The organism is Brevundimonas sp. GW821-FHT10E09 (assembly GCF_058809375.1).
This window is the reverse complement of record NZ_JBXASO010000001.1, coordinates 21,684-47,389: the sequence shown is the minus strand read 5'-3', so window position 1 is coordinate 47,389 and position 25,706 is coordinate 21,684. Positions and strand designations below refer to the sequence as shown.

The window sequence follows — 25,706 nt, the reverse complement described above, 5'->3', positions numbered from 1 at the left end:
CAGGGGACCATGCCGCGTCCCGCGCGGGTCAGTCCTCCGAGAGGATCGTCTCCACGCGCTGCGCCAGTTGCTTCAGTTCGAACGGCTTGGTCAGGATCCGCATGCCGGCCTCCAGATCGCCTCCGCTGAGGACCGACGTCTCGGCATAGCCGGTGATGAACAACACCTTGAGCCCCGGCTGCCGCGCCCGCGCGGCGTCCGCGAGCTGGCGGCCGTTCATCCCGCCCGGCAAGCCGACGTCGGTGATCAGGAGATCGATCACCCGCCCCGAACCCAGGACCGCCAGTCCCGCCCGCGCGTCCTCGGCTTCGATGAAATCATAGCCGAGTTCGGACAGGCCTTCCGACACCAGCATGCGGATCGTGGCCTCGTCATCGACGATCAGCACGGTGTAGCGCCGTCGCGGCGCGCCCGACGGCGCGGGTTCGTCGACCGTCTGACCGAGCTCGACCTGGCCATGGTGGCGCGGCAGATAGAGGCCGATGGCGGCGCCCTGCCCCGGCGCGGACCGAATCCGGACCTGGCCGCCGGACTGCTGGACGAAGCCATAGATCATCGACAGCCCCAGGCCCGTGCCCTGACCGATCGGCTTGGTGGTGAAGAAGGGATCGAAGGCCCGGGCGATGACCTCCTCGTTCATGCCGACGCCGGTATCGGTGACGCTGAGGCGGACATAGTCTCCGCTGGGCAGGCCGAAGTCCGGAGCCTCTGCGCGATCCAGCACGAAATTGTCCGTCTCGATGGTCAGCCGCCCTCCGTCGGGCATGGCGTCGCGGGCGTTGATGCACAGGTTGAGAAGCGCATTCTCCAGCTGTCCCGGATCGACCAGCACCGGCCATGTCCCGGCCTGATATCGGGTTTCCAGCCGAATGGCCGGGCCCATGGTCTGTCGGATCAGATCCTCCATGCCGCGCGCCAGGCTCTCGACGTCCGTGGCCTTGGGCTCCAGCGTCTGACGCCGTGAAAAGGCCAGGAGACGATGGGTCAGGGCTGTCGCCCGCTGGGCGGCCGCCTGGGCCGCCGCGATGAACCGTCCCACCTCGGAGCCGCGCCCCTCGGCCAGACGCTTGGCGACGATCTCCAGACTGCCGCTGACGCCGGTCAGCAGGTTGTTGAAGTCGTGGGCTATACCGCCGGTCAGCTGGCCGACGGCCTCCATCTTCTGCGACTGGCGAAGCGCGGCCTCGCTGGCCATCAGTTCGGCGGTGCGCTGCTCCACCGTCCGCTCCAGCGACGCCGCCAGCCTGGCCAGATGCCGCTCGGCCCGACGACGCTCCCGCGCCGCCAGAGTGCGTTCGCCGACGTCCCGGAGGAACCGGATCTCGTCCTCCTGCCAGGCGCGCACGGAGGCGTGGTTCAGATAGGCCAGGGCGACCATGCCTCCCTGTTCCGTCAGGGGCATGTTGATAACGGCGCGGGCGGCGATGGTTTCCAGCACGGCCGCAGTCTCGCGTGTGCGCGGATCCTCGCGCGCGTCGGCGAAGGCGACGGTGTCGCCCCGCTTCAGATCCTCGACGTAGGAACCATAGTCCCGGAAGTTCAGGACGCCCGCGATGGTCTCGACGCCCGGCGCGTTCCAGTCGCGGCTTATGGTGATGGTTTCCCCGTCCTGGTCCACAATGCCGAAGCCGGCGCGGCTGACCTCGAGCGTCCGGCCCAGAATCTCGGCGGCGGCATAGGTGATGTCCTCGGGATCCTCGAGATCGCGCAGGACGTCCGACAGTTCCACCATGGCCGAACTCAGGCGTTCGGACCGCACCCGATCGGTGATGTCGGTCGTGACCCCCGAGATGCGCAGCGGAGCGCCCTCGGCGTCCGACACCAGTATCCCCCGGGCCTCCATCCAGCGCACGCCGCCCAGGGGCGTGATGACGCGGTGGGTGATATGATAGTCCGCGCCGTCCTGGATCGTCGCATCGCTCTGCGCGCGCACCGCCTCCCGGTCGTCGGGATGGATCATCTTCTGGCGATCTTCGTAGGTGAAGGGCGTCTCGACAGGCCAGCCCATCAGGGTCTTGTAGGCGTCGGAGGCCATAAGGGTCCGGGTTCGGACATCGACGCTCCAGGCTCCCAGCCCGCCGGCCCGCATGGCCAGATCCAGTTCCCGGTCGCGTTCGTAATCCACGCGCTCACGCGCATCCAGTTCGGCCTTCAGCGCGGCCTTGTCCGTCTGAAGTCCTGCGAGCCGCTCGCGTTCGATCGTGACATCGACCTGGCTGGCGAAGAAATAGGCCAGCACGCCGTTCCCGTCGAACACCGGCGCCATAAGGAGGCGATTCCAGAACGGCGCGCCGTCCTTGCGGTGATTGCGGATGTCGATCTCGATCGGCCGGACCGCATCGACGGCGGCGCGAATGCGGCTGACCGCTTCGGGATCGGTCTCCGGCCCCTGCAGGAAGCGGCAGTTGCGTCCGAGGATCTCCTCGCGGGCGTAGCCGGTCAGGCGGCAGAAGGCCTCGTTCGCAAACACGACCGGATTGTCGGGCCGGCGCGGATTGGTGATGACCATGGGCATGCGGGTCGCGCGGACCGCATTGACGAAGGGGTCGGAGCTGTCGTCGAGCCCCAGCACCTCCGCCTCGATCCGCTCGGCGTCCAGGCTGACCCGATCAGGGCCCCGATCAGGGCGATGCACGCCGTCGGATCCTGATCCAGTCAATCGCATACCTTTCCTGCCTCCCGACCTTGGGGGGCGGCGTAATCAACACGCGAGCCGCTTTCCGGTTCATCGCCGAGGGGGACGCTTCGCAGAGCCCCCGTCAGCGACACGAAAGGCCGTCGCGCCCCCGCTATAAAGGCGCGCTGCCGGTGACGAAACCCGCAGATGGGGATTGGATCCGATGGCCGTGCGGACAGGCGGCGCAACTGAGCGAATTCGTACATAACCAGGGCCGCCTCCTGATCATAAGCCACCGGAACCTCTAAAGAATTTCCATCCAGGAAAGGAACTGGAACCTTCTCGGAACATTGATGTGTTCGGCCCGGCTGAACGGGTCGGAGCAAACATCATGAAGATCGCGCAGGTCACCCCGCTTTACGAGGCCGTTCCTCCGAAGCTCTACGGCGGAACCGAGCGCGTCGTGGCGCATCTGACCGACGCGCTGATGGACCTGGGCCACGACGTCACCCTGTTCGCCAGCGCCGACGCCCAGACCAAGGCGCGACTGGTGCCGGTGCGCGACCAGGCCATCCGCCTGGACCCGGCGTCCCTGAAATCCGACCTCGCCGCCCACCTGTCCATGCTGGGCGAAGTGCTGGACCGGGTGGACGAGTTCGACGTCATCCACTTCCACACCGACATGATCCATTTTCCGCTGTTCCGGCCCTATGCAGACAAGACCGTGACCACCCTGCACGGGCGTCTGGACATGAAGGATCTGCCCGGCGTCTATGCGCGGTGGAACGAGTTCGGCCTGATTTCGATATCGGACGACCAGCGCAAACCGCTCCAGTTCGCCAACTGGACGGCCACAGTCCACCACGGCATGCCGGGCGAGCAGTATCTGTTCTCGCCGAAGTCCGAGGGCTATCTGGCCTTCCTGGGCCGCATCTCGCCCGAGAAGCGGCCGGATCGCGCCATCGAGATCGCGACCCGACTGGGCAAACGCCTGAAGATGGCCGCCAAGGTGGACGCCGCCGACAAACGGTATTGGGAAGAGACCATCCGCCCGCTGATCGAGGGCAATCCCCTGATCGAATTCATCGGCGAGATCGGCGACCATCAGAAGTCCGCCTTCCTGGGCGGGGCCGACGCTTTGCTGTTCCCCATCGACTGGCCCGAACCCTTCGGCCTGGTGATGATCGAGGCCATGGCCTGCGGTACGCCTGTCGTCGCCTTCCGCTGCGGCTCGACGCCCGAGATCATCGAGGACGGGGCGACCGGCTTCCTGGTGGACACCCTGGAACAGGCCGTCGCCGCCGCCGGCCGGGCGCATCTGCTGGACCGCGAAACCGTGCGGGCGCGGTTCGACCTGCGCTTCTCGGCCACGGCCATGGCGCGCCGCTATCTGGACGTCTACGGCGACCTCCTGGCGCGCCGTCCCTTCGCCGAGGCCGCCTCCAACGACGCGATGAAGCCGCTGCGGCCGCTTGGAGAAGATCGCAGCTTCGCCGCCCTCGCCTGAAAGCGCTCCACTGATTTCCGAGGAAACAGGGCGGCGGAGGTGAACCCTCCGCCGTCTGCGCCATTTGATCCTGCAAGCGGCTCCTCAAGGCCGCATTCGGGCAGGATAGGTTCGGGACAAGCCTCACGAACGGACGGGGAAGAGACTGTATGGACGACGCCTACACCACCCAGCTGACGGCGGGCGATTCCGTCGAGGCTTCCGGTCTCGAACAGCTGATGGCGCTCAAGGAGGGCGACACCTTCCTGGTCGCCGACGGGTGGGGCGACATGAGGGGCGGAGCCGACGGCCTGTTCGCGGGCGACACCCGCGTCCTGTCGCGCTGGACCATGACGGTCGGGCTGCTGAAGCCGTCGCGACTGTCTTCCGGCGTCAGCCAGGACAATGTCTTCTTCTCCTGCCACACCACCAACCGCCCCCTGCCCCCGATGGGCGGGCGTTCGGCGCCGGCCGGGGTGCTGCACATCGAACGGCGCCGCTTCCTGTGGGGGCGGCGAATGTTCGAACGCATCCGGATGGTCAATCACGGGATCGAAGACATCCTGCTGCCGCTGGCTTTCGACTTCGGCGCGGATTTCCACGACATCTTCCAGGTGCGCGGCACGCACCGGGCCAAACGCGGGACCGTCCACACCCCGACCACCGACGGCCGTCGCGTCACCTTCCGCTATGTCGGCCTGGACAAGGTCGAACGCTCCAGCTGCCTGGCCTTTTCCGAGCCGCCGGCCCGCCTGACCCATCAGCGCGCCGAGTTCATGTTCAGCCTGCCCAAGGGCCGGTCCATGGACCTGTTCATCGAATGCGGCGTCGATTCCTGCGAGACCCCGGACGCGCGGCGCTGGCGCGAGAACGCCGTCCAGGCCCGTCTGGCCATGCGCGCCAAACGCCGCCGCGGCGCCTCGGTGCGGGGGCCGCGCAGCCCGCGGTTCAATGACTGGCTGGACCAGTCGCGCGCGGACATGGCCCTGTTGACCACCGACCTGCCGACCGGCCCCTATCCCTATGCGGGCACGCCCTGGTTCTCGACCCCGTTCGGTCGCGACGGCATCATCGCCGCCTGGCAGATGCTGTGGCTGGACCCGTCCCTGGCCAAGGGGGTGCTGACCTATCTGGCCTCGCGCCAGGCGACCGAGACCTCGCTGTTCCAGGACAGCCAGCCCGGCAAGATCATGCACGAGACGCGCGGTGGCGAGATGAGCGCCCTGCACGAGGTGCCGTTCGGCCTCTATTACGGCGGCGTCGATACGACCTGCCTGTTCATCGCCCTGGCCGGCGCCTACGCCAGCCGCACCGGCGACCTGGATCTGATCCGCGCGCTGTGGCCGAACCTGATCGCCGCCGCCGACTGGATGCGCGACTATGGCGACAGCAATGACGACGGGCTGATCGACTATCAGCGCGGGGCCGAGACCGGCCTGTCGAACCAGGGCTGGAAGGATTCCGAGGACGCCATCTTCCACGCCGACGGCCGTTTCCCCAAGGGGCCCATCGCCCTGCTGGAGGTCCAGGGCTACGCCTTCGCCGCCTGGCGCGCGCTGGGCGATCTGGGCGAACGGCTGGGCGACGATCGCGCGCCCGGATGGCGTGACCGGGCCGAACAGGTCCGCGCCCTGGTCGAGGACAAGTACTGGATGGAGGACGAGGGCTTCTACGCCGTCGCCCTGGACGGCGACGGGGAACAGTGCCGCGCCATCGCCTCGAACGCCGGCCATCTGCTGTTCACCGGCCTGCCGTCGGTCGAGCGGGCGCGACGGGTGACGAAACGCCTGTTGTCGGCCGAGTTCCGCACCGGCTGGGGCATCCGCACCCTGGAGCTGGGCCAGGCGCGGTTCAATCCGATGAGCTATCACAACGGTTCGGTCTGGCCGCACGACACGGCCATGGCCGCCGCCGGCATGGCCAATTACGGAGAGCGCGAGGCGGTCGCCCAGATCCTGGCAGAAATCTACGCCGCCGCCGCCCATTTCCATCTGCGCCTGCCGGAACTGTTCTGCGGCTTCCCGCGCGAGCCGGGCGAACCGCCCATCGCCTATCCGGTCGCCTGCCTGCCCCAGGCCTGGGCGGCGGGGTCGGTCTTCCTGATGCTGCAGGCCTCGCTCGGCCTGTCCATCGACGCCTGGACCGGCAGCATAGACATTGCGGACCCCTTCCTGCCCACGGGGCTTGAACGGTTGAAGATCACCGGGTTGAAGGTCGGCGACGCCCTGGTCGATCTTTCGATCCGGCATGTCGACGGCCGCGCCGTGGTCATCCCCAACCACCGCCAGGGCCGGCTCGCCGTCCGGACCCTGCGTTGACCGTCCGATGATCCTCGCCGCCCTCATCAATCCCGGTCTCGAGCGCCGCTACCTCCGGGACCTCGGACGGGCGTTCGCCGGGGCCCTCGTGTTCAGCATTCCCCTGCTGATGACGATGGAGATGTGGGAGGCGGGGACAGCGATGGACCGGTGGCGACTGCTGCTGTTCGTCGGCGCCGGACTGCCGCTGCTTTACGGCCTGGCCCACTACGCCGGTTTTTCAGACCGGCGGGGGCTGCGCAACGACCTGCTGGACACGGCCGTCGCCCTGGCGGTCGGTTTCATCACCGCCTCGGTGCTGTTGATCCTGTTCGGCGTGGCGGACTGGAACGCATCGCCGCGCGAAGCCCTGGGCATGGTCACGCTCCAGGCCCTGCCGGGCGCCATGGGCGCCCTCCTGGCCCGCAAGCAACTCAGCGGCGACGGAAAGGGCGACACGAAGGAGGCGCAGGCCTCCTATGTCGGCGAACTGTTCCTGATGGCGGCAGGAGCCCTGTTCTTCGCCCTCAATGTCGCGCCGACCGAAGAGATGATCCTGATCGCCTACAAGACCACCACCGTCCATGCGCTGGGCCTGATCGCCCTGTCCGTCCTGCTGCTGCACCTGATCGTCTTCAAGGCCGGTTTCGCGGGACAGGAAGAAGCGGATCGCCCCGTCGAGGCCTTCCTGTATTTCACCCTGCCCGGCTACGCCGTCGCCCTGGGGGTCAGTCTGTTTGTCCTGTTCGTCTTTGGCCGAACGGACGGACACGCGCTCGGCGGGGTTCTGCACATCATGATCGTCCTGGGCTTTCCCGCCTCCATCGGCGCGGCTGCGGCCCGCCTGTTGGTCTGAGCCATGAACACGAATTCGACCCACCCGAAGCGACCCGTGTTGCAGTGGAGCATGGCCGCCCTGGGCGGAGCCGTGACGGTTGCGGCCATCAGCGTCATGGTCTGGGAGGGTTTGCAGCCCAGCGCGCCGCCCATGCTCAGGGCTCGCATCGTCGAGATCGAGGCCACGGCGGCGGGCCATGTCGCCATGGTCCAGGTGACGAACGACGGAGACGAGACCGCCGCAGCCGTGAAAATCGAGGCGGTGCTGGGCGATCAGACCGCCACGGCGACGTTGGACTATGTGCCCGGCCACGGCGAGGCCAAGGCCTATTTTCGTTTCGACGCGAACCCCCGCACGGCCGTCGTCAGGGTCCAGGGCTGGTCCGCCCCCTAGCAAGATCGCGTCCGGGCCGCCCTGGCCGGGAAACTGTAGCGACCGTGCGGCGTTAGGCCCAACGAAACGACGCAGGGAGACGACCATGGCCGCACGCCCCACCTGGCAGGGACATCTGAAACTGTCGCTGGTGACCTGCCCGGTCGCCCTCTACACCGCCACCTCGTCCAGCGCCCATGTCAGTTTCCACCTGATCAATCCGGACACCAACAACCGCATCCGCATGGTCGCCACCGACCCGGACACCGGCCCCATCGAACGCTCGGACCTGGTCAAGGGCTATGAGGTGTCCAAGGACGAATATGTCCTGTTCGACGACGCTGACTTCGACAAGGTCAAGCTGGAGACGACCCGGACCATCTGCATCGACAGCTTCGTGGACGAGGACGAGATCGATCGTCTGTACTGGGACGATCCCTTCTATGTGGTGCCCGAGAAGGGCGTCGGGGCCGAGGCCTTCGCCGTCATCCGCGACGCCATGAAGGCCGCGGGCAAGATCGCCATCGGAACCCTGGTTCTGCGGGGTCGTGAGCGCCAGCTGGCGCTTGAGGTGCGGGGCAAGGGGCTGGTGGCCTATTCGCTGCGGGCGCATGACGAGGTGCGCGACGCCGACGACTATTTCGACGACATCCCGGCGGTGAAGCCCGACAAGGACATGGTCGATATCGCCAGCCGGATCATCGGCCAGAAACAGACCGACTTCGATCCGACCACCTTCAAGGACCGCTATGACGACGCCCTGCGCGAGATGATCCAGGCCAAGCAGAAGGGCGGCAAGGACGTGATCGAGGCGCCCGAACCCGACGACACCAATGTGATCGACCTGATGGAGGCCCTGCGCAACAGCCTGAAGGGCGCGGCGAGCGGGACCAAGCCGGCGGCGAAGAAGACCGCCAAGGCGCCGACGAAAAAGAAGCCGGCCTCGCGCAAGAAGGCCGCCTGACGGGGCCGCCTACAGCCCCATCGCCTTCAGCACGGGGCGCAGACTGACCTCGCCGGCGCGGAAATCCTTCCACGGGTCGGGTTTCTTGAGCAGGGCGGGCGCGTCGTGCAGGGTGAAAGCCTTGGGGTCCAGCCCCGCCCGGACCTGGCCCCAGGACAGGGGAAAGGCGATCCCCGCGCCGGGCCGGGCGCGCACGGACCAGGGGGCCACCGCCGTGGCCATGCGGCCGTTGCGCAGATAGTCGATGAAGATCTTCCCGCCCCGCGCCTTCTTGGCCAGGGTGGTGGTGAACCGGTCGGGCTCGGCGCGGCGCACCTCTTCCGCGATCGCCTTGGCGAAGGCCTTGCACTGGTCCCATTCGATGCGGCTGCGGCCGTCGGAACGGATCGGGACGACGACATGAAGCCCCTTGCCCCCGGTCGTCTTGACGAAGGGATGAAGGCCCCGCTGTTCCAGTTGGGCCTTGACCGTCTTGGCGGCGGCGATGACGGCCGCGAAATCCAGACCCTCGTCGGGATCGAGGTCGAAGGTGACCTGCTCCGGCGTCTCGGGATCGCCCGGTCGACAGCCCCAGGGGTGCAGTTCCAGTCCGCCCGACTGGGCCACGGCGACCAGGCCGCCGACATCGGTCACGGCCACATAGGGATGGCGCGCCTTCACATCGATCAGCTTGAGGCGCGGATTGGACCCCGCCATCGCGTGGCGCTGAAAGAAGGTCTCGCCGCCGATGCCGTCCGGAGCGCGGATGATCGAGACGGGGCGGTCGGCGATATGGGGCAAGATCCGCTCGGCCGCCGACTCGTAATAGCGCGCCAGATCCGCCTTGGTGATGGCGGGGCGACCCTCGTGCGCCGGCCACAGGATCTTGTCGGGATGGGACAGGGTGACGCCGGCGACGACCACCTTGCCCGAGGCGCTGCCTGAGCCGGTCTTCTTGCGACCGGCCGGATTGGCGGGCGCAGGCGGTTGCGGATCGTCCGTGACATCACGCGCCGACTTGTCCTCGCGCAGGCCCTTGAACGCCGCATGGCGCAGCGAACCGCCCTCCGTCATCCCGCCGTGTTCCAGCTCGGCGACCAGAACGGGCTTGACCCAGTGGATCTCCTTGCCGCCGCGCGGCGCCCCCTTGCCGATGAAGGGAGAGGCGTCGGCCGCCGCATCCTTCAGGGCCGGCAGCAGGGTCTTCAGCAAGGGGGCGGCGTAGCCCGTGCCGACCCGGCCAAGGTAGCGCAGCCCGCCTTCGCCCGCCACGCCGACCAGCAGCGAGCGGAACCGCGTCCCGCCTTCGGACGACCAGCCGCCGATCACCACCTCGTCGCGGCCCCGGCATTTGGACTTGACCCAGGTCGAAGACCGACCCGCCCGATAGGGGGCGTCCAGTTTCTTGGAGATCACGCCTTCCAGGTCCATGCGACAGGCGCTGTCCAGCACCGCCTGCCCGGTCGAGGCGAAGTGATCGACATAGCGCAGCCGTTTGCGCGCCTTGGCCGGAACGCGGTCGATGTGAGCCTGAAGCCGCGCCTTGCGGTGCGACAGGGGCAGGTCCCGCAGATCGTCCTGCCCCTCGCGCAGCAGGTCGAAGGCGAAATAGACCAGGCCGGCGGTCTTGCCGTCCGATATGGCCGCCTGAAGGGCGGAGAAGTCGGGGGTGTGATCCTCGCTCAGGGCGCACAGTTCACCGTCGATCACCCCGTCGGGCCAGGTCGCCGCATCCGCCGCCAGTTCCGGAAAACGGTCGGTCCAGTCATGGCCGCGACGGGTGTAGAGCCGCGCCTCCCCGCCCCCGGTCGCCACCTGGATGCGGTAGCCGTCGAACTTGATCTCATGCACCCAGCCGGCGCCGCCCGGCGGATGGTCGGCGACCTTGCACAGCTGGATCGGGACGAAGGCCGGCGGTTTCGACAGCGTCGCGTCGCTCGCCCTGGCCTTGGGTTTGGCCGGTCCCTTGCGCGCGACGGGACGAGAGGCGGTCCATTCCTTCTTCCCCTCGGATATCTCCGCCAGGCTGCGGCCCGTGGCGATGGAGGCGTCGATCTCCATATTGGCGTCGCCCTCGCCCGGCACGGCCGCCTCGTCCTTCTCCTTGATCAACAGCCAGTTGTTGCGTTTGGACGGCTTGCCGCGATCCGACTTGAGCCGCACCAGGGCCCAGCCGCCCCTCAGACGTTCGCCGTGCAGGGTCATCTTCAGCGAGCCGCGCTTCAGCGCCGCCTCGACATCCGGCTCCTGCGGCTCCCATTCGCCGCGATCCCACAGCTGCACCGTGCCCGCGCCATAGTTGCCGGACGGAATGGTCCCCTCGAAGCTTCCATAGTCGAGCGGGTGATCCTCGACCTCGACCGCCAGGCGCTTGACGGCCGGATCGCGCGACGGGGCCTTTGTCACGGCCCACGACTTCAGCACTCCGTCATGCTCGATGCGGAAGTCGTAGTGCAGCCGTGTCGCGGCGTGCCGCTGGATCAGATAGGTCAGCCGGCCCTTGCGCGCCGCCGTGGCGGCGCCCGCGGGTTCCGGCGTGCGGGTGAAGTCCCGCTTGGCCTTATAGGCATCCAGTCCGTTCGCCATGCCGCCCTCGTTCGACACCCGATCAGCGGCGCGGCGCGATCCGCCAGACTGTATTGGACAGGTCGTCCGCGACCAGCAGGATGCGCCGCTGGGCGTCGAAAGTCACGCCGACCGGACGCCCGCGCGCCTCGCCGTCCTTGATGAAGCCGGTGACGAAATCGACCGGCGGACCGGCGGGACGACCGCCTGAGAAGGGCACCCAAGCGACCTTGTAGCCCGACAGGTCCTGACGGTTCCAACTGCCGTGTTCGCCGATGAAGGCGCCCTGGCTGAAGCCGCCGCCGAAGCCGCCGGCCGTCGCGAAGCTGAGCCCCAGGGCGGCGACGTGCGAGCCCAGCGCATAGTCCGGGGCGATGGCGCTCTGGACCAGATCCGGGTTTTGCGGACGGACGCGCGGATCGATGTTCTGGCCCCAGTAGCTGTAGGGCCATCCGTAGAAGGCCCCTTCGCGGACCGAGGTCAGATAGTCGGGCACCAGTTGCGGACCCAGTTCGTCGCGTTCGTTGACGACGGCCCACAGGGCGCTGGTGGTCGGTTCGATGGCCAGGGCGGTCGGATTGCGAATGCCGGTGGCGAAGGTGCGGTGCGCGCCGGTCTGGCGGTCGATGGCCCAGACGACGGCGCGGTCCTGTTCCACGGCCAGGCCGCGCTCGCCGATATTGCTGTTCGAGCCGATGCCGACATACAGGGTCTGGCCGTCCGCGCTGGCGGTCAGCGACTTGGTCCAGTGGTGGTTGATCGCCGACGGCAGCTTGGTCACTTCCTGGCGTGACGCGGTGATCCGCGTCTGGCCCGGCTGATAGTCGAACCGCACCAGGGCGCCCTGTTCGGCGACATAGAGGGCGCCGTCCACAAAGGCCATGCCGTAGGGCGCGTCCAGATTATCGATGAAGGTGGTGCGCACCTCGGGCTGACCGTCGCCGTTGGCGTCGCGCAACAGGGTGATGCGGTTGCCGCCTTTAACAGACGTCTTGCCCTTGGCCTTGATGACGCCGGCGATGATGTCCTTGGGCCGGAGCTTGGGGGCGTGGCCGCCCGAGCCCTCGGCGATCAGGATGTCGCCGTTGGGCAGGACCAGGATCTGACGCGGGATCTGCAGATCGGTGGCCATCGGGGTGACGACGAAGCCGTCCGGCACGGTGGGCGTTTCGCCGTCCCAGCCGATCGGCGTGGCGATCTTCATCGGCGGCACCAGGGTCTGGTTCAGGCCGGGAAGGTCGGGATTGGCGCCGGTCTGGTTCAGGTTGGGGTCGCTGCGGCTGCACCCGGCCAGGGCCAGGACGACGGCGGTCGTGCAAAGGAGCTTGTTGATCATCACGCGATCTCCCGCACGGTCGAGTTGGAATAGGCCAGCCAGCCGGCGATCAGGATCAGGACGGTCGACAGGATCGACAGGGTCAGGCCGAAGGCGCCGACGGAGCTCCAGGCGTCCTGGCTGTGCTTGAAGGCGTTGATCAGGCCCAAGACCCAGGCCAGGGCCAGGGCGGCCAGATGGATCACGGCGGCCCGTCGCGCCGGGGTGCGCCAGGACAGGGCCAGGTCGATGAGAGCCCACAGGCCGGCCAGGCCGCCGAACACCAGGGCCCCGACGATCAGCCAGGCCGAGAAGTTCGACCACTGCATCTGGGCCGTCTTCAGATAGGCGATGTCGCTGATCAGGGCGGAACTGAACAGGGCGATGGGAAAGGCCATCAGAATTCCGCGGAACGGATTCAACCTCTCACGGAAGGCGGCGACAGCGGGCATGTGAGGGTTTCCTGCGGCGTCGCCACGATACGGCGACGTCGAACCCAACACGCGGCCCGGTCTTTGGTTCATCCGGCCAGACGCGACCGAAGGCAGTAGAACAGGCCGCCGGCGAGACGCCGGCGGCCTGTCATCGTCTTAGAAGCGCTTGGTCAGTTGAACGCCGTAGGTGCGGGGTTCGTTGACGAAGGCGGTCAGGTTGTTGAAGTCGATGGCGCCGATGACATTCTCTTCGTCGGTGATGTTGCGAACATAGGCGGCCGCTTCCAGCCCCTTGTTCAGATCCCGCCAGCCGGCGCGCAGGCCGCCTTCGAAGTTGGTGTCCACCTTGAACTCGACCGATTCATACAGGAACAGGTTGAAGTCCTTCTGCATGGCCCAGTCGGTCGAGGCGAAGAACTCGGTGTCGTCGCCCAGAGGCAGAACATAGTTCAGCGTCAGGTTGGCGGTGTATTCCGGCGCCTGCGGGAAGGGGTTGCCGTCGACATTGGCGCGACGGGTCGTGCCCACGGTGACGATGGGGTCGGTGACGGTGCAGTTCGAGCCGCAGATGGCGACCAGCAGGTTGCTGTCCTTTATCTCGGTGTGGTTCCAGGCGGCGCCGGCCGACAGGCTGAAGCCCGCGCCCAGATCGATGTCGCCGTCCAGCTCCAGGCCGTAGCCTTCACCCTTGTCGGCGTTGATCAGGCGGTTGGAGTTGTCCGCGCCGCCGATGGCGGTGAACTGCATGTCGCTGACTTCGTAATAGTAGGCCGTGGCGTTGAAGCGGGCGCGACCTTCCCACAGGCGGGCCTTCAGGCCCGTCTCATAGGACATGACCGTCTCGGACTCGGCCGTGGTCAGGACCGGCAGGTTGCGGCCCTGGATCGACGGGCCGCGATACCCCTTGGCCACGCGGGCGAACAGGTTGAGGCTGTCATTGACGTCGTACAGGGCGCTGACGTCCCAGCTGACCTGCTCGTCGCCGACCGAAACGGCGCCCGTGCCGCCCGCGCCCGCGCCGGTGACGATCCGGCCCTGATAATCGCGGCTGTCGTCGGTGTAGCGCAGGCCGCCCGTCACCTTCAGGGCCTCGGTCAGCTGATAGTGCGCCTGACCGAACACCGACCAGGAGTCGGACTTCTGGGTGATGTCGGTGACCTTGGTCGGTTGAAGACCGCCGACGCCGTTGAAGGTGCCCGAGACCAGGTTGATGCGCTCATCCCAATAGAAGGCGCCGACCTGCCAGCCGAGGCGGCCGTCGCCGTTCGAGGAGAGGCGCAGTTCATAGGTGTTCTGGCGCAGGTCGCTGGACAGGGTGCCGGTCTCGGAATTGAACGGCGTCTTGTAGGAGGCCGTCGCCGCAGCGCTGGCCACGCCGCCGTCGATGTCGCCGTCGCCCTGGGACGAACCCTGATAGGCGCCGACGATGCCGGTCAGGGTGGCGGGACCGAAGTCATAGGCGACCTGAAGCGACTCGGAAGTGGTCTTCTGCTTCTGGAAGTTGTTGCGGCCGCCGTCGTAATAGACGGTGTCGCGGTCGAAGTTGCCGTTCAGGTCGTTCGAGCCCTTGGTCAGGGCGTTGGCGCGGTTCATCGTGCCCGTGCCGTCATAGTCGCGGGCCTGCAGGGTCAGCAGGGTCGACAGGCGGTCGGTGGGCTGCCAGGCGACGTGGACGCGGGCGGCGACGTCGTCGAATCCGCCCAGGTCGTCACCGTTCGCATCGGCGAAGGACGGGTTGTAGGCGTTGTTGACCCAGTCGTCGCGGTGGTTCCACAGGAAGGCGCCGCGCACCTGCAGGGTCTCGGAGGCCGGCAGGGTGACGGCCGCCTCGGTGCGGGTCGAACCCAGGTTGCCGTAGGTCAGCGAACCGAAGCCGGTGAATTCGTCCGACGGCTTGACGGTGTCGATCTTGATCACGCCCGCCGGGGTGTTGCGACCGAACAGGGTGCCCTGGGGCCCGCGCAGCACTTCCAGCTGCTGCACGTCGAACAGGGGGAAGCCCTTCAGATAGACGCTTTCCAGCACCACGTCGTCCAGCACCACCGAGACCGGCTGCGAGGCGGTGAAGTCGAAGTCCACGTTGCCCAGGCCGCGGATATAGAAGCGCGGAGCGTAACGGCCGTTCGAGCTTTCGACCTGAAGGCTGGGCACGCGGCCCGACAGCGACAGGATGTCGGCGCCGCCGGCCGAAATATCCTGCAGGGTCTGGGGCGTCAGGGCCGTGACGGCGAAGGGCACGTCGCGGATGTTCTCGCTGCGGCGCTGGGCGGTGACGATGATGTCGTCGACGCCGGTCGCTTCAGCGGCGACGTCAGCGGTTTGGGCGAAGGCGGCGCCTGCGGTCAGCAGGGCGAGACCGCTGACGGTGGCGGCGAGGAGGGCTTGGCGAAGCATGCGCGTGTATCCTTGGCGACATGGGGAGGAAGCTGTCGCGCGAGCCCCTAAGGCCTCCGAAGGCGCGGCGCCAGTCGAGACCTGCGCCTGAATCTTGAACCTTTGACGACGCGGACACAGGAGCGTGACAATCGTGTCCCGAACGACGCATCCGACCGAACTCGCCATTGTGAAGCTTGGCTGTGGGTGCGAAAATGAAGGCGTGCGTGACTCGGTTCCGCAACCGTATCGACACCGTTAGTATCCCCCCATGTCCTTCGTCACGCCCTCCCGTCGCCGGCTGCTTCACCTCGCTGGAGCGGCGGCCCTGACGTCCAGCCTGGCGTCCGGTCTGTCGGCCGCGCCCCGAAGCCCCGTCGTCGGTCGGGTGCTGGCCATAGCGGACATGCACTCCGCCTATGAACGGACCGCCCGACTTCTGGCCGCGTTCGAGGCCGAGGTCCGGTCCCAGCCGGTTCCGCATGTGATCGCCATCGACGGCGACATCTTCGAACACGGCAACGTCGTGTCCGTGCGGTCGGGCGGCGCCGTCGACTGGGCCTTTCTGGCCGAGGCGGTCCGGATCGCGCCGACCGTGGTCAATCTGGGCAATCATGACAACGACCTGACGCCGGACCTGGCCGAGGTCGTCGGCCGGTTGCGCGGCCTGGGCGTGATCGTGGTCAGCAACATCGTCGATGCGCGGACCGGCGCCGGCTATGCCCCCCCGACGGCGACGGCGCCGTTCGGGAGCCGCACGCTGCGGATCGTCGGCCTGGCGACCAATGCGCTGAACACCTATCCCAAGGCGTCGCGCGACCAGTTGTCCATTCCAGCGCCTGCCGAATGGGCGAACGCCCGTCTGGCCGATCTGACGCGCGGCGCCGATCCGGTGCTGGTGCTGAGCCACGCCGGAGTCGTCGCCGACCGCAGCATCCTGCCCCTGCTGCCGGACGGATCCCTGATGATCGGCGGGCACGACCATCTGCTGTTCCAGCATCGCCAGGGACGCAGCGCCTACGCCCACACCGGCTCCTGGACCAACGCCTATACGGCGGCGGACTTCCATGCGGACGGATCGGTCAGCGTCGCGTCCCATCCCATCGCCGCCGACGCCCCGTCGTCGTCCCGGCTGCAGGCCCTGATCGACGCGACCCTGGCGGAGACCCTGACGGACGAGGACCGGGCCGTTCTGGGACAAGGGGTCGAGGCCCTGTCGCTGGGCGACACCGGCCGCCGCATCGCCGCCGGTTTCGCCCAGGCGGCCGACGCCGACGCCGGCTTCATCGGCCACACCACCCTGGGCACGGGCGCGCCGGCGGGGCCGATCACCCGATACATGTTCGATTCCATCGTCCGGTTCGACGGCCGGCTGATGACGGCCGAGGTGTCGCGCGGCCAGTTGGCCGGCTTCATGGCCCGCGCCAACCAAGACCGCCCCATCCCGCTGGAGCAGCGCACCGGCGACTTCCTGTACGGGGCGGTCGCCGCCGGTTCACAGGGGGCCACGGCGCGTATCGTCACGACCGACTGGTGCGCGACCAATCAGGCGGAATATTTCGGGACGACGTCGCTGGCGTTCACGCAGGTGGCGGACCTGAAGGTCAAGCCGGTCGCCCTGTCCGCCCTCATCGAAACCCCGTCGATTCCAGGCTAGAGCCTGACCAGCGACGGACCAATCCTGGAGCGGCCGATGGCGCCGGGGCTCAGGACTGCGAAAGCCGAATCAGGGCGAAGGTCGCCGCCAGGGCGACGACCGCGCTGGTGACCATGCTGACGATGACGCTGGCGGCGGCGGGATGCGCCTCGACAGTATCGACAATCTTGTCACGGCTCATTTCGGCCGCCGCTTCGGCTTCCTCGCGCAGACGGGCGGCCGCCCGGGCGACGGCATGCGTCGATCGGGTCACGGCCTCGGTCGCGTCCGCGCCGGTCTTCAGGGCTGCGTCCTTGAGGTGATCGCTGGCTTCGTCGGCGAGGGCCTGAAGGTCCTCGCTCAGGGTCTTGAAGGCGGACTTCGGCATGGGGAGGCTCCTTGGGTGTATGCGCCACTAAAGCCTGTTCTGCGGACGACGTCGGTGATCTGGATCAAGGTGGACGGCGTCGAGCCGGCCTAGTATGCAAATGCAGCCAAGAGATCGGACCCGCTGGGTCGGACCGGCGCTAGGCCCCCTTTGGAGAGGGCCTCCATGTCGACGACCCCGCTCGCCACATCTTCGGACATCGCGCTGAACCTGGCGCTTTCGCTCATCTCCGCGTCGGTCGCGCCGGTGTTGTTGCTGGACGGCGACCTGTCCGTCGTGGCCGCCAGCCAGAGCTTCCTCGAAACCTTCGACATCGGAACCGACCGGGTCGCCGGCGTGAAGATGGCCGATCTGGGCGGCGGCGAGTGGAACACGCCCTCGCTCTGGGCCCTGCTCAAGGCCACAGCCTATGGGCAGGCCGCGATCCCGGCCTACGAGATGGATCTGGCGTCGCCTTCAGGATCCCGACGTCTGGTCCTGAACGCCCAGCGCCTGGTTTACGGAGACGGACAGGGCGTTCGATTGCTTCTGTCCATCCAGGACGTCACGGAACAACGCGACCGTGCGCAGCAGAAGGACGACCTGATCCGGGACAAGGCGGTCCTGATCGAGGAAATGCGCCACCGGATCGCCAACAGCCTGCAGATCATCGCCAGCATACTGCTTCAGGGGGTGCGCAAGCTCAGTTCCGACGAGAGCCGGGACTATCTGCGCGACGCCCATCAGCGGATCATGTCTGTCGCCGCCGTCCAGCGTCAGCTCTCGGGCGCCGAACTGGGCGACGTCGATCTGCGGGATTATCTGACCGACCTGTGCCGCAGCATCGGCGACTCGATGATCCGCGACCATGACCGGCTGACGCTGTCGGCCACGATCGACGACACCCTCGTTTCATCCGGCAAGGCCGTCAGCCTGGGGCTGATCGTCACCGAACTCCTGATCAATGCGATCAAACACGCCTTCCCCAAGCAGCGGCCAGGGCGGATCACCCTGGATTATCGCTCGCAGGGCGAGGGCTGGACCCTGACGGTCCGCGACGACGGCGTCGGCCTGCCGCCGGACCCTTCGATCGCCAAGCCCGGCCTGGGCGCCGGCATCATCCGGGCCCTGGCTCAACAACTCGGCGCGGTCATCGTCATCACGGACGCCGAACCCGGCGTGCGGGTGTCGATCGTCTGCGCGCCTCCCCCCCTTCACACGTCCTGAAAGGACATCTCATGGTCAACAAGATCCTATCCCCAGACCGCCAGGGCCTGGCGGAAGAACGGCTGGCGGCGCCGGACGTCCATCATGAACCGCACGGTTTCTCCGACAGGTTCGCCCTGGGCTTCACCAAGCTGCTGCGCTTCTCCGCCGACACCTTCTTCGCCAAACGCTACGGCCACCGCGCCATCGTGCTGGAGACGGTCGCGGCCGTGCCCGGCATGGTCGGGGCGACGATCCAGCACCTGACCTGCCTGCGCCGGATGAAGGACGACGACGGCTGGATCCGCACCCTGATGGAAGAAGCCGAAAACGAGCGCATGCACCTGATGACCTTCATCGAGGTGGCCAAGCCGACCTATTTCGAGCGGCTGGTGATCCAGATCGCCCAGGCCGTCTTCTATGTGGGCTTCTTCCTGCTCTATCTCGTGTCGGCCCGCACCGCCCACCGGGTCGTCGGCTATTTCGAGGAAGAGGCCGTAATCAGCTACACCCTCTATCTCAAGGAGATCGACGAGGGCCGCTCGCCCAACGTCCCGGCCCCTGAGATCGCCAAACACTATTGGAAGATGGCGCCTGACGCGACGCTGCGCGACGTCGTGCTTGTCGTCCGAGCCGATGAGGCCCACCATCGCGACGTCAACCACGGCTTCGCCAGTTCGCTGAACGGCGAAGCCATCGATCACGGCCTCGCCGCCCCCTACCCCGCCCACGCGGCCGAAATCCGCGCCTGAAGAAAGGGGTGATGGAGGGGGCGCGACGACCCGCCCCCTCGGTCGCCCGGCTGTAAAGGGCGTCAGGTTGATGTCAGGTTCGATGGCCAGTCTGACGCCGCCGCGCGCCTGCGCCCGGCCCGTGCCACCCCCTTCCCGGAGCGCCCATGAAGAAGATCCTGCTCCCTTCATGGCTCCCGGCGACCTTGCAGGCGCCGGCCACCTGCGTTGAGCGCTGGCGTCGGCGGAAAAATCCGGTCATGTCGATGACTGTCGGCAGGATGCGGATCGCCGGTGGAACGGATGTCGATCATGCGTCTCCTTCTCGTTGAAGACACAGCGCGGCTGGGCGACCTGCTGAGGGAAGGTCTGTCCCGCGACGGCTTCGTGGTGGACTGGCGCCGGGACATCGCAGGCGCGACGGACGCGGTCGCCAGCGCCGCCTATGATCTCATCCTGCTCGACCTGGGCCTGCCGGACGGCGACGGCCTGGACTGGGTGCGGGCGCTTCGGCGGGCCGCCGACCTGACGCCGATCCTGGTCCTGACCGCGCGCGGCGGGCTGGAGGATCGGGTCACCGGCCTGGACGCCGGGGCGGACGACTATCTGGTCAAGCCTTTCGACGCAGCGGAGCTGTCGGCGCGGTGCCGGGCGATCCTGCGTCGGCCGGGCCGTCGCATGGCGCCGGTTCTTCAAGTGGGCGGGCTGCGGTTCGATGTCGCCGCTCGCCAGGCGGCGCATGGCGACGTCCCCATCGACCTGTCGCGCCGCGAGGGCGATCTGCTGGAGACCCTGATGCGTCGGGCGGGTTCGGTCGTCACACGGGGCTCCCTGGAAGAGTCGCTGTATGCTTTCAACGAACCGGTCACGCCCAACGCCGTCGAGATGGCCGTCTCGCGGTTGCGGCGCAAGCTGGACGACGCCGGCTGCACCGGGGTGCTGCATACGGTCCGGGGCCTGGGCTATCTGATGCGGGACGCCGTCGCTTGAGCCGGCCGCCGTCCATTTTTCAGCGATTGACGCTCGGCTTCGCCCTGATGAGCCTGATCGGGGGCTGCGTCCTGTTGCTGTTCGTCGGGTTGGAATACGGCCTGTCTTCCCGCGCCCGGCGCGACGAAATCCGGTTCGTCGGCATTGCAAACGAGGTGGCTGATCACGTCGTGACGCCCCTGCTGGTGCTGATCGTCCCCATGGGCCTGGCGACCCTGTGGGTGATCCGTTCGTCTCTGCGTCCCCTCGCCTTGGCGGGAGAACGCATCGAGGCCGCCCAGGCGGCGGACAAGGGGTTTCGGGTCGAGGCTCACGACTTTCCGGCCGAAGCCACCGGGTTCGCGGACGCGGTCAACGGCCTGCTGGCGCGGCTCGACGAGGCGGCGACGCGCCAGGAGGCCTTCGCCGCCGACGTCGCCCATGAACTGAGGACGCCGCTGGCGGTTCTGGCCCTGGAACTCGACAGACTGGATTCCCCGGACGGGCAGAGACTGAAGCGGGATGTTTCGGCCCTGTCTCGCCTGGTCGATCAGCTGCTGATCCTGGCGCAACTGGATGCCCAGGCGGCCGCGCCGGCGGCGGCGGCGGCGGTCGATCTGAGCGAGATCGCGACGGAAGTCGTCTCGCAATACGCCGCGCTAGCCATCGACGAAGACAAGGCCCTGGCCTTGGAGATCAATGACGCCGCAGTCGTCGAGGGCCGTCGCGAGGCAGTCGCCGCCGCGCTGCGGAATCTGGTCGAGAACGGGTTGCGGGTCACCCCGCCCGGGGGCGTGGTCACGGTGACGGCGGGTCCCGGCGCACGGCTTGCGGTGATCGACGGCGGGTCCGGGCTCGCGCCGGAACGGCTCGCCGCGCTGAGCCAGAGATATCGCCGGGGCGATCACGCCAGCCCCAGCGGCGCGGGACTGGGACTGGCCATTGTCGCACGCATAATGGCGGCCCATGGTGGCCGTATCGCGACGCGGCCGAACCAGGCTGAGCTGATCCTCGCCTTTCCTTCTGCAGACAGGAACCGACCATGAGCAGACTTGAACGCCACGCCGAACGCCATCTGGTCGCGCGCATCGGCTGGCTGCGCGCCGCCGTGCTGGGCGCCAATGACGGCCTGGTCTCGACCGCCAGCCTGATCGTCGGCGTGGCCGCCGCACAGACCGGCAAGACCGGAATCCTGGTCGCCGGCGTCGCCGGCCTGGTCGCCGGCGCCATGTCCATGGCGGCCGGCGAATATGTCTCCGTCAGCTCCCAGTCCGACACCGAGAACGCCGATCTGGCGCGTGAAACAGCCGAACTGGCGGCGGACCCGGAGGCCGAAACCCGCGAACTGGCCGGCATCTATCGCAGCCGGGGCGTCGATGAGGCGGTGTCGCTGGAGGTCGCCCGGCAGCTGATGGCTCACGACGCCCTGGGCGCCCACGCCAGGGACGAGCTGGGCATTTCGGAACAAACCACCGCCCGTCCGATCCAGGCGGCCCTGACCTCGGCGGCCACCTTCTCGCTCGGCGCCATTCTGCCGCTCGCGGTCGTGCTGGTCTCGCCCCGTTCTCTGCTGGTCGCCCTGGTGTCCGGCTCCGCCCTGATCGGCCTGGCGCTGCTGGGGGGGCTCGGCGCCCAGGCCGGGGGCGCGGGCGTCGGCAAGGCGGTCATGCGCGTCACCTTCTGGGGCGCCCTGGCCATGGCGGTGACCGCAGGGATCGGCCACCTGTTCGGAACTGTGGTCTGAAAAACAGGAGGGCGCGGGCGGGACGTCCTCAGTCCTCGTCCGCTTCCCCCGCCCCGTCGCCCTCGCCCCTTTCACGCTTCTGATCGGCCTCTCCCGTTTCACCCGCTTCAACGCGCGCGCCCGGCGTAAAGGCGCCCGGGTCCATCCGGGTGGCGGCATAGGCGGACCCCGCGACGACCAGAACCGCCAGGGGCACAGCCACGCGGGCGGGCGGCGCGGCGTCCTGGGCGTCGGGGAAATGGACAGTCGTCTTTCGGCCGGTGACCATCGCGCGGATCAGATTGTCACGCGACAGGATCGACATTACGACCACCGCCAAGACGTGCAGGGCGATCATCGCCAGCAAGACGTAGCCGATGACCTCATGCGTATCCTCGCCGCCCGTCGCCCCGGTGAAGACGGTCGCGGCCGTCAGGGCCAGCAACCCCAGGACCGCGATCCCGCCCAGCGGATTATGGCCCATGGACGCATGGACCCGGCCTGCAAACAGACCCTTGACGTGCCCCGCCATCCTGGACGGCCGGATCAGGTTCGAGAACCGCGCATGTTCGCCGCCGACAGCTCCCCAGACCAGTCTGAAAGCGATCAGGACAGCTGCCACCCATCCTGCCGGAACATGCCAGGCGGACAGCGCGCTGTCCTCTTCCGAGGACAGGAAGGCCAAGGCGACCGAGGCGACCAGCGTCCAATGGAACAGGCGCACGCCCGGATCCCAGACTTTTACGGTTCTTATCGAAGGCGTGGGGTGGGCTGACATGGCGGATCTCCGTTCGGACGGAAATCTGCAGGTCGAAACTGACGACGCCCTGACACCCGGCCCCCGTTTTCGCCGTCGTCACTGCACGCAGTGGCGCGCCCCCACGACCGGGTTGCAACGAACCGCCGCCGCCAAGATCAGCCTGGGCGTGTTCATTGTGAAGCATTCATAAAGTTTCGGCGCGTCGTGCGGCCGACCGCGTCTCTCAGCTTGGGGGCATATCTCAGCTCCGGTTCAGGGACTGCGGTCGATGAAAAATCTTTCATTCAAAACAAGACTTCTCGCGTCATCGATGGCGCTATTCTCCATGGTCGCAGCGGCGCAGGCCGCCGCTCAGGACCGGACAGCCGCCACGAGCGAAACCGCCGAGGTCGGCGAAATCGTCGTCGTCGGCACGCGCAACGACGCCATGCGCACCCAGATGCGCAGCGACAACGCCGTCAGCGTGATGTCGGCCGAAGACCTGGAACATACGGCGGTTCACAACGTCGCCGAGGCCCTGGCCCTGCTGCCGGGCGTCAGCGTCCAGAACACCGGAAACTCCTTCTTCGGCGGCGTCGACGGCGCCTCGCGCGGCGAAGGCATGTTCGTCGGCGTCCGGGGCATGAACTCCGAATTCACCCTGGCCCTGATCAACGGCGTCAACGCCGCCCAGGGCATGCCCTATTCGCGTCAGGTGCAGCTGTCGCTGCTGCCGCCGTCGGGCCTGAAGACCATCGTGGTCAACAAGAATTCCACCGCTGACATGGACGGCGACGCCATCGGCGGCACGATCAACTTCGTCACGCCCTCGGCCTTCAGCATGGCCGACGACTACGCGTCCTTGTCCGTTTCCGGCCGGGTCGAAAGCCGCGCCCGCGACTATGACGAAGACGGTCTGGGCGGCGGCGTCAGCGGCGAGATCGCCCGCCGCTTCGGCCAGAACGACCAGTTCAGCCTGTATGTCAGCGCCTTCTACGACAAGCGCAACTTCGCCAACTCCATGATCGCGGGCCTGATGGCGGCCCAGAACGACGGCGGCTGGGCCTATCTGCATTCGACGACGGACTCGGCCGCAGGCGTCAATCCGGACGGCATGGGCCAGGAGGCTAACCTGGCGCTGACCGGCATGAACGTCGGCGTCTCGACCGGTTACACCGAGCGTTTCGGCGGCAATTTCTCGCTGGACTGGCGCGCGGACGACAGCCTGGACGTCTATCTGCGCGGCTCCTACGCCTTTGCGGAAACCCAGCAGAACTCGACGTTGAACCAGTTCATCCAGAACCGCGCCCGCGTCTTCAACACCGCGACGGGTCTGTATGATCTGAACCTGACCAACTCTTCGGTGCGGGTCTGGTACACGACCAATCCCGAAGACGCGGACCTGAGCACCCTGACCTTCGGGGCCGTGAAGCGCTACGGCGCCTGGACCCTGTCGCCGTCGCTCTTCTACTCCTACGGCGGCAACGACCGCCCGGACCATATCGAAGCCTCGATGCGCAACAACCAGTCGGACAAGTACAACACCGGCTCGCTGCTGCCCTACAGCGGCCTGTTCGCCGGCTATGACGCCGACGGCTATCCGATGCCGCTGCTGACCGCGGCGCAGCAGAACCTGGTCAACAACGCCGGGTCCGCCCTTCTGGCTCGCCGCGCCGGACAGCGCACCGAGCAGTTCTCGAACCAGCAGAAGGTCGGCGCCCGTTTCGACGCCCAGTACGATTTCGGCGGCGCCCTGTCCTACGTCAAGACCGGGGTGAAGTACGTCGAGAGCCACCGCCGCGTCAGCAGCCACGACTGGACCAACGATCATTTCGCCAACCTGCTGGGCCGCGCCGGCGTGACCTGGGATGAACTGGGCCTGGTCGAGGGCTATTTCGACTCGGCCTATCCGGGCCTCTACAATATCCGCGCGCCGAAGGTGAACCACGACCGTCTGGTCGAACTGTTCAACCAGTATTTCGACGCCGAGGCCGCAGCGGCCGACCTTTGCTACCTGAACTGCAACACGCTGAAGGGCGACGAGAACGTCGCCGCCGCCTATGTGACCGGCAAATGGAATCTGGGCGCGGTCGAAGTTCTTCCGGGCCTGCGCTACGAGCATACCCAGATCGAGAACACCTACTGGAACAACGACGAAGCGGCGCAGCGGTTCGAATCCAACTCGACCGAATATAACGAATGGCTGCCCAGCCTGTTCGTCAACTATCGACCGACCGATCAAACCGTGTACCGGGCCTCGATCACGCGCGCCTATATGCGCCCGGCCCTGGTTCAACTGGGCGGGTCGGAGACGACCGAGCGCGGCGACAACTCGATCACCGTCACGCGCGGCAACCCCGACCTGAAGACGCTGAAGTCCTGGAACTTCGACACCTCCGCCGAGTGGAGCAACGACTTCGGCGGCTACGCCATGGTGGGCGGCTACTACAAGCAGCTGTCGGACTACATGTACGACAACGGCTCGACGACCGTGAACGGCGGCGAGAACGGCGGCGGGACCGAGTACAACGGCGAGATCTTTGATCGCGTGACCATCGTCTCGCCGACCAACGGCGGCGACGGCTACGTCAAGGGCGTCGAGATCCAGCTGTACCAGGCCTTCGACATGTTGCCCGGCTGGCTTTCGGGCCTCGGCGCCGGGGTCAACTACACCCGTCAGTGGACCGAGGTGGACATCGGCGGCGGCGAGAAGCACCGGATGCAGAACGCGCCGGACGAACTGGCCAACGTCAAGCTGAACTACGCCTGGCGCAACCTGACGCTCGACCTGAACTGGAACTACTCGGGCGAGACGGTCACGGCCTACAATCGCGTCGCCGGCCTGGACTACTGGACCCGGCCGATCCGCCGGACCGACCTGCACGCCGGCTATGCCTTCGACAACGGGGTGATGCTGGACCTGTCGGTGTCCAACCTGTTCGAAGACTACAGCTACTGGGCTCACGTCGGGCGGAACAGCCTGGCGCTTTCGGACGTGGTCAACTCCGGCCGCACCACCCTGCTGACGCTGAAGTACGACTTCTGACGTCGGCTCGGGGGCCCGGCGCGTTTTCCCCAGCGCGCCGGGCCTTCTT

At 67.4% G+C, this 25,706-nt stretch carries 20 protein-coding genes; 13 read left to right on the top strand and 7 right to left on the bottom strand.

Features of this window, described 5'->3' with window-relative positions; genetic code table 11:
- Positions 1 to 28: 28 nt before the first annotated feature.
- Positions 29 to 2,635 (bottom strand): PAS domain-containing protein, encoded by a 2,607-nt coding sequence (locus AC1RSI_RS00185; RefSeq protein WP_035306351.1) that lies wholly within the window; start codon positions 2,633 to 2,635, stop codon positions 29 to 31.
- 373 nt (positions 2,636 to 3,008) lie between these two features.
- On the opposite strand from AC1RSI_RS00185, the gene AC1RSI_RS00180 reads away from it, so the two are divergent.
- The 5 genes from AC1RSI_RS00180 to ku all read left to right on the top strand — a co-directional run bounded on the left by AC1RSI_RS00180 (position 3,009) and on the right by ku (position 8,574).
- Entirely contained in the window at positions 3,009 to 4,124 is a 1,116-nt protein-coding gene (locus tag AC1RSI_RS00180) for a glycosyltransferase family 4 protein (protein ID WP_035306402.1), read from the top strand.
- Between the two features lie 149 nt (positions 4,125 to 4,273).
- Entirely contained in the window at positions 4,274 to 6,421 is a 2,148-nt protein-coding gene (locus AC1RSI_RS00175; RefSeq protein ID WP_154725734.1) for an amylo-alpha-1,6-glucosidase, read from the top strand.
- Positions 6,422 to 6,428: 7 nt separating this feature from the next.
- Positions 6,429 to 7,256, top strand: a complete 828-nt coding sequence (locus AC1RSI_RS00170; protein ID WP_154725735.1) for a TIGR02587 family membrane protein — start codon at positions 6,429 to 6,431, stop codon at positions 7,254 to 7,256.
- Between the two features lie 3 nt (positions 7,257 to 7,259).
- Positions 7,260 to 7,631: a hypothetical protein gene (locus AC1RSI_RS00165; protein ID WP_154725736.1), complete on the top strand. Its 372-nt coding sequence runs from the start codon at positions 7,260 to 7,262 to the stop codon at positions 7,629 to 7,631.
- Between the two features lie 85 nt (positions 7,632 to 7,716).
- Positions 7,717 to 8,574, top strand: coding sequence for a non-homologous end joining protein Ku (ku, locus tag AC1RSI_RS00160; RefSeq protein WP_154725737.1), 858 nt, complete (start codon positions 7,717 to 7,719; stop codon positions 8,572 to 8,574).
- Between the two features lie 9 nt (positions 8,575 to 8,583).
- On the opposite strand, the gene ligD is transcribed toward ku, so the two are convergent.
- From ligD to AC1RSI_RS00140, 4 genes are all read right to left on the bottom strand, one after another.
- Positions 8,584 to 11,139 carry a DNA ligase D gene (gene ligD / locus AC1RSI_RS00155; protein ID WP_154725738.1) on the bottom strand — a complete coding sequence of 852 codons (2,556 nt, stop codon included), beginning with the start codon at positions 11,137 to 11,139 and terminating at the stop codon, positions 8,584 to 8,586.
- Between the two features lie 22 nt (positions 11,140 to 11,161).
- The gene (locus AC1RSI_RS00150; RefSeq protein WP_008262358.1) at positions 11,162 to 12,454 is read right to left on the bottom strand and encodes a PQQ-dependent sugar dehydrogenase; all 1,293 of its coding nucleotides are present in this window, start codon (positions 12,452 to 12,454) and stop codon (positions 11,162 to 11,164) included.
- Positions 12,454 to 12,885 (bottom strand): DUF2231 domain-containing protein, encoded by a 432-nt coding sequence (locus tag AC1RSI_RS00145; RefSeq protein ID WP_008262701.1) that lies wholly within the window; start codon positions 12,883 to 12,885, stop codon positions 12,454 to 12,456. Before AC1RSI_RS00145 ends, AC1RSI_RS00150 begins: the two co-directional genes overlap by 1 nt.
- Before the next feature lie 138 nt (positions 12,886 to 13,023).
- Complete coding sequence (locus tag AC1RSI_RS00140; protein ID WP_154725739.1) at positions 13,024 to 15,261, bottom strand: TonB-dependent receptor; 2,238 nt, start codon at positions 15,259 to 15,261, stop codon at positions 13,024 to 13,026.
- 250 nt (positions 15,262 to 15,511) lie between these two features.
- Here AC1RSI_RS00140 and AC1RSI_RS00135 point away from each other — a divergent pair, with 250 nt between their 5' ends.
- Positions 15,512 to 16,897 carry a metallophosphoesterase gene (locus AC1RSI_RS00135; protein WP_154725740.1) on the top strand — a complete coding sequence of 462 codons (1,386 nt, stop codon included), beginning with the start codon at positions 15,512 to 15,514 and terminating at the stop codon, positions 16,895 to 16,897.
- 49 nt (positions 16,898 to 16,946) lie between these two features.
- Here AC1RSI_RS00135 and AC1RSI_RS00130 read toward each other — a convergent pair whose 3' ends face one another.
- Positions 16,947 to 17,264, bottom strand: coding sequence for a hypothetical protein (locus AC1RSI_RS00130; protein ID WP_008261187.1), 318 nt, complete (start codon positions 17,262 to 17,264; stop codon positions 16,947 to 16,949).
- Positions 17,265 to 17,429: 165 nt separating this feature from the next.
- Between AC1RSI_RS00130 and AC1RSI_RS00125 the strand changes: the two genes are divergently transcribed.
- From AC1RSI_RS00125 to AC1RSI_RS00100, 6 genes are all read left to right on the top strand, one after another.
- On the top strand, positions 17,430 to 18,470 hold the full coding sequence (locus tag AC1RSI_RS00125) for a sensor histidine kinase (RefSeq protein ID WP_008262781.1): 1,041 nt from the start codon (positions 17,430 to 17,432) through the stop codon (positions 18,468 to 18,470).
- 11 nt (positions 18,471 to 18,481) lie between these two features.
- Positions 18,482 to 19,201 carry an alternative oxidase gene (locus AC1RSI_RS00120; RefSeq protein ID WP_230307576.1) on the top strand — a complete coding sequence of 240 codons (720 nt, stop codon included), beginning with the start codon at positions 18,482 to 18,484 and terminating at the stop codon, positions 19,199 to 19,201.
- A gap of 146 nt (positions 19,202 to 19,347) precedes the next feature.
- Positions 19,348 to 19,512 (top strand): hypothetical protein, encoded by a 165-nt coding sequence (locus AC1RSI_RS00115; protein WP_154725741.1) that lies wholly within the window; start codon positions 19,348 to 19,350, stop codon positions 19,510 to 19,512.
- Positions 19,493 to 20,170: a response regulator transcription factor gene (locus AC1RSI_RS00110; RefSeq protein ID WP_035306406.1), complete on the top strand. Its 678-nt coding sequence runs from the start codon at positions 19,493 to 19,495 to the stop codon at positions 20,168 to 20,170. The genes AC1RSI_RS00115 and AC1RSI_RS00110 overlap by 20 nt, the downstream gene beginning before the upstream one ends.
- 47 nt (positions 20,171 to 20,217) lie before the next feature.
- Positions 20,218 to 21,195 carry a sensor histidine kinase gene (locus tag AC1RSI_RS00105; RefSeq protein ID WP_197019708.1) on the top strand — a complete coding sequence of 326 codons (978 nt, stop codon included), beginning with the start codon at positions 20,218 to 20,220 and terminating at the stop codon, positions 21,193 to 21,195.
- Positions 21,192 to 21,893, top strand: a complete 702-nt coding sequence (locus AC1RSI_RS00100; protein WP_008258991.1) for a VIT1/CCC1 transporter family protein — start codon at positions 21,192 to 21,194, stop codon at positions 21,891 to 21,893. The genes AC1RSI_RS00105 and AC1RSI_RS00100 overlap by 4 nt, the downstream gene beginning before the upstream one ends.
- A 28-nt stretch (positions 21,894 to 21,921) precedes the next feature.
- Here the strand turns inward: AC1RSI_RS00100 and AC1RSI_RS00095 are convergent, their stop codons facing one another.
- Positions 21,922 to 22,650, bottom strand: a complete 729-nt coding sequence (locus AC1RSI_RS00095) for a cytochrome b/b6 domain-containing protein (protein WP_230307577.1) — start codon at positions 22,648 to 22,650, stop codon at positions 21,922 to 21,924.
- Positions 22,651 to 22,942: 292 nt separating this feature from the next.
- Between AC1RSI_RS00095 and AC1RSI_RS00090 the strand changes: the two genes are divergently transcribed.
- Positions 22,943 to 25,657, top strand: a complete 2,715-nt coding sequence (locus AC1RSI_RS00090; protein ID WP_230307578.1) for a TonB-dependent receptor — start codon at positions 22,943 to 22,945, stop codon at positions 25,655 to 25,657.
- Positions 25,658 to 25,706 lie beyond the last annotated feature (49 nt).

Bases quoted from the DNA above. Each gene is read 5' to 3' on its own strand.
- AC1RSI_RS00125 (WP_008262781.1), top strand. From the start codon at position 17,430: ATGTCGACGACCCCGCTCGCCACATCTTCGGACATCGCGCTGAACCTG.
- AC1RSI_RS00175 (WP_154725734.1), top strand. From the start codon at position 4,274: ATGGACGACGCCTACACCACCCAGCTGACGGCGGGCGATTCCGTCGAG.
- AC1RSI_RS00100 (WP_008258991.1), top strand. From the start codon at position 21,192: ATGAGCAGACTTGAACGCCACGCCGAACGCCATCTGGTCGCGCGCATC.
- ku (WP_154725737.1), top strand. From the start codon at position 7,717: ATGGCCGCACGCCCCACCTGGCAGGGACATCTGAAACTGTCGCTGGTG.
- AC1RSI_RS00095 (WP_230307577.1), bottom strand. From the start codon at position 22,650: ATGTCAGCCCACCCCACGCCTTCGATAAGAACCGTAAAAGTCTGGGAT.
- AC1RSI_RS00140 (WP_154725739.1), bottom strand. From the start codon at position 15,261: ATGCTTCGCCAAGCCCTCCTCGCCGCCACCGTCAGCGGTCTCGCCCTG.
- AC1RSI_RS00150 (WP_008262358.1), bottom strand. From the start codon at position 12,454: ATGATCAACAAGCTCCTTTGCACGACCGCCGTCGTCCTGGCCCTGGCC.
- AC1RSI_RS00090 (WP_230307578.1), top strand. From the start codon at position 22,943: ATGGCGCTATTCTCCATGGTCGCAGCGGCGCAGGCCGCCGCTCAGGAC.
- ligD (WP_154725738.1), bottom strand. From the start codon at position 11,139: ATGGCGAACGGACTGGATGCCTATAAGGCCAAGCGGGACTTCACCCGC.
- AC1RSI_RS00130 (WP_008261187.1), bottom strand. From the start codon at position 17,264: ATGCCGAAGTCCGCCTTCAAGACCCTGAGCGAGGACCTTCAGGCCCTC.
- AC1RSI_RS00110 (WP_035306406.1), top strand. From the start codon at position 19,493: ATGCGTCTCCTTCTCGTTGAAGACACAGCGCGGCTGGGCGACCTGCTG.
- AC1RSI_RS00180 (WP_035306402.1), top strand. From the start codon at position 3,009: ATGAAGATCGCGCAGGTCACCCCGCTTTACGAGGCCGTTCCTCCGAAG.
- AC1RSI_RS00105 (WP_197019708.1), top strand. From the start codon at position 20,218: ATGAGCCTGATCGGGGGCTGCGTCCTGTTGCTGTTCGTCGGGTTGGAA.
- AC1RSI_RS00120 (WP_230307576.1), top strand. From the start codon at position 18,482: ATGGTCAACAAGATCCTATCCCCAGACCGCCAGGGCCTGGCGGAAGAA.
- AC1RSI_RS00135 (WP_154725740.1), top strand. From the start codon at position 15,512: ATGTCCTTCGTCACGCCCTCCCGTCGCCGGCTGCTTCACCTCGCTGGA.
- AC1RSI_RS00170 (WP_154725735.1), top strand. From the start codon at position 6,429: ATGATCCTCGCCGCCCTCATCAATCCCGGTCTCGAGCGCCGCTACCTC.
- AC1RSI_RS00165 (WP_154725736.1), top strand. From the start codon at position 7,260: ATGAACACGAATTCGACCCACCCGAAGCGACCCGTGTTGCAGTGGAGC.
- AC1RSI_RS00145 (WP_008262701.1), bottom strand. From the start codon at position 12,885: ATGCCCGCTGTCGCCGCCTTCCGTGAGAGGTTGAATCCGTTCCGCGGA.
- AC1RSI_RS00115 (WP_154725741.1), top strand. From the start codon at position 19,348: ATGAAGAAGATCCTGCTCCCTTCATGGCTCCCGGCGACCTTGCAGGCG.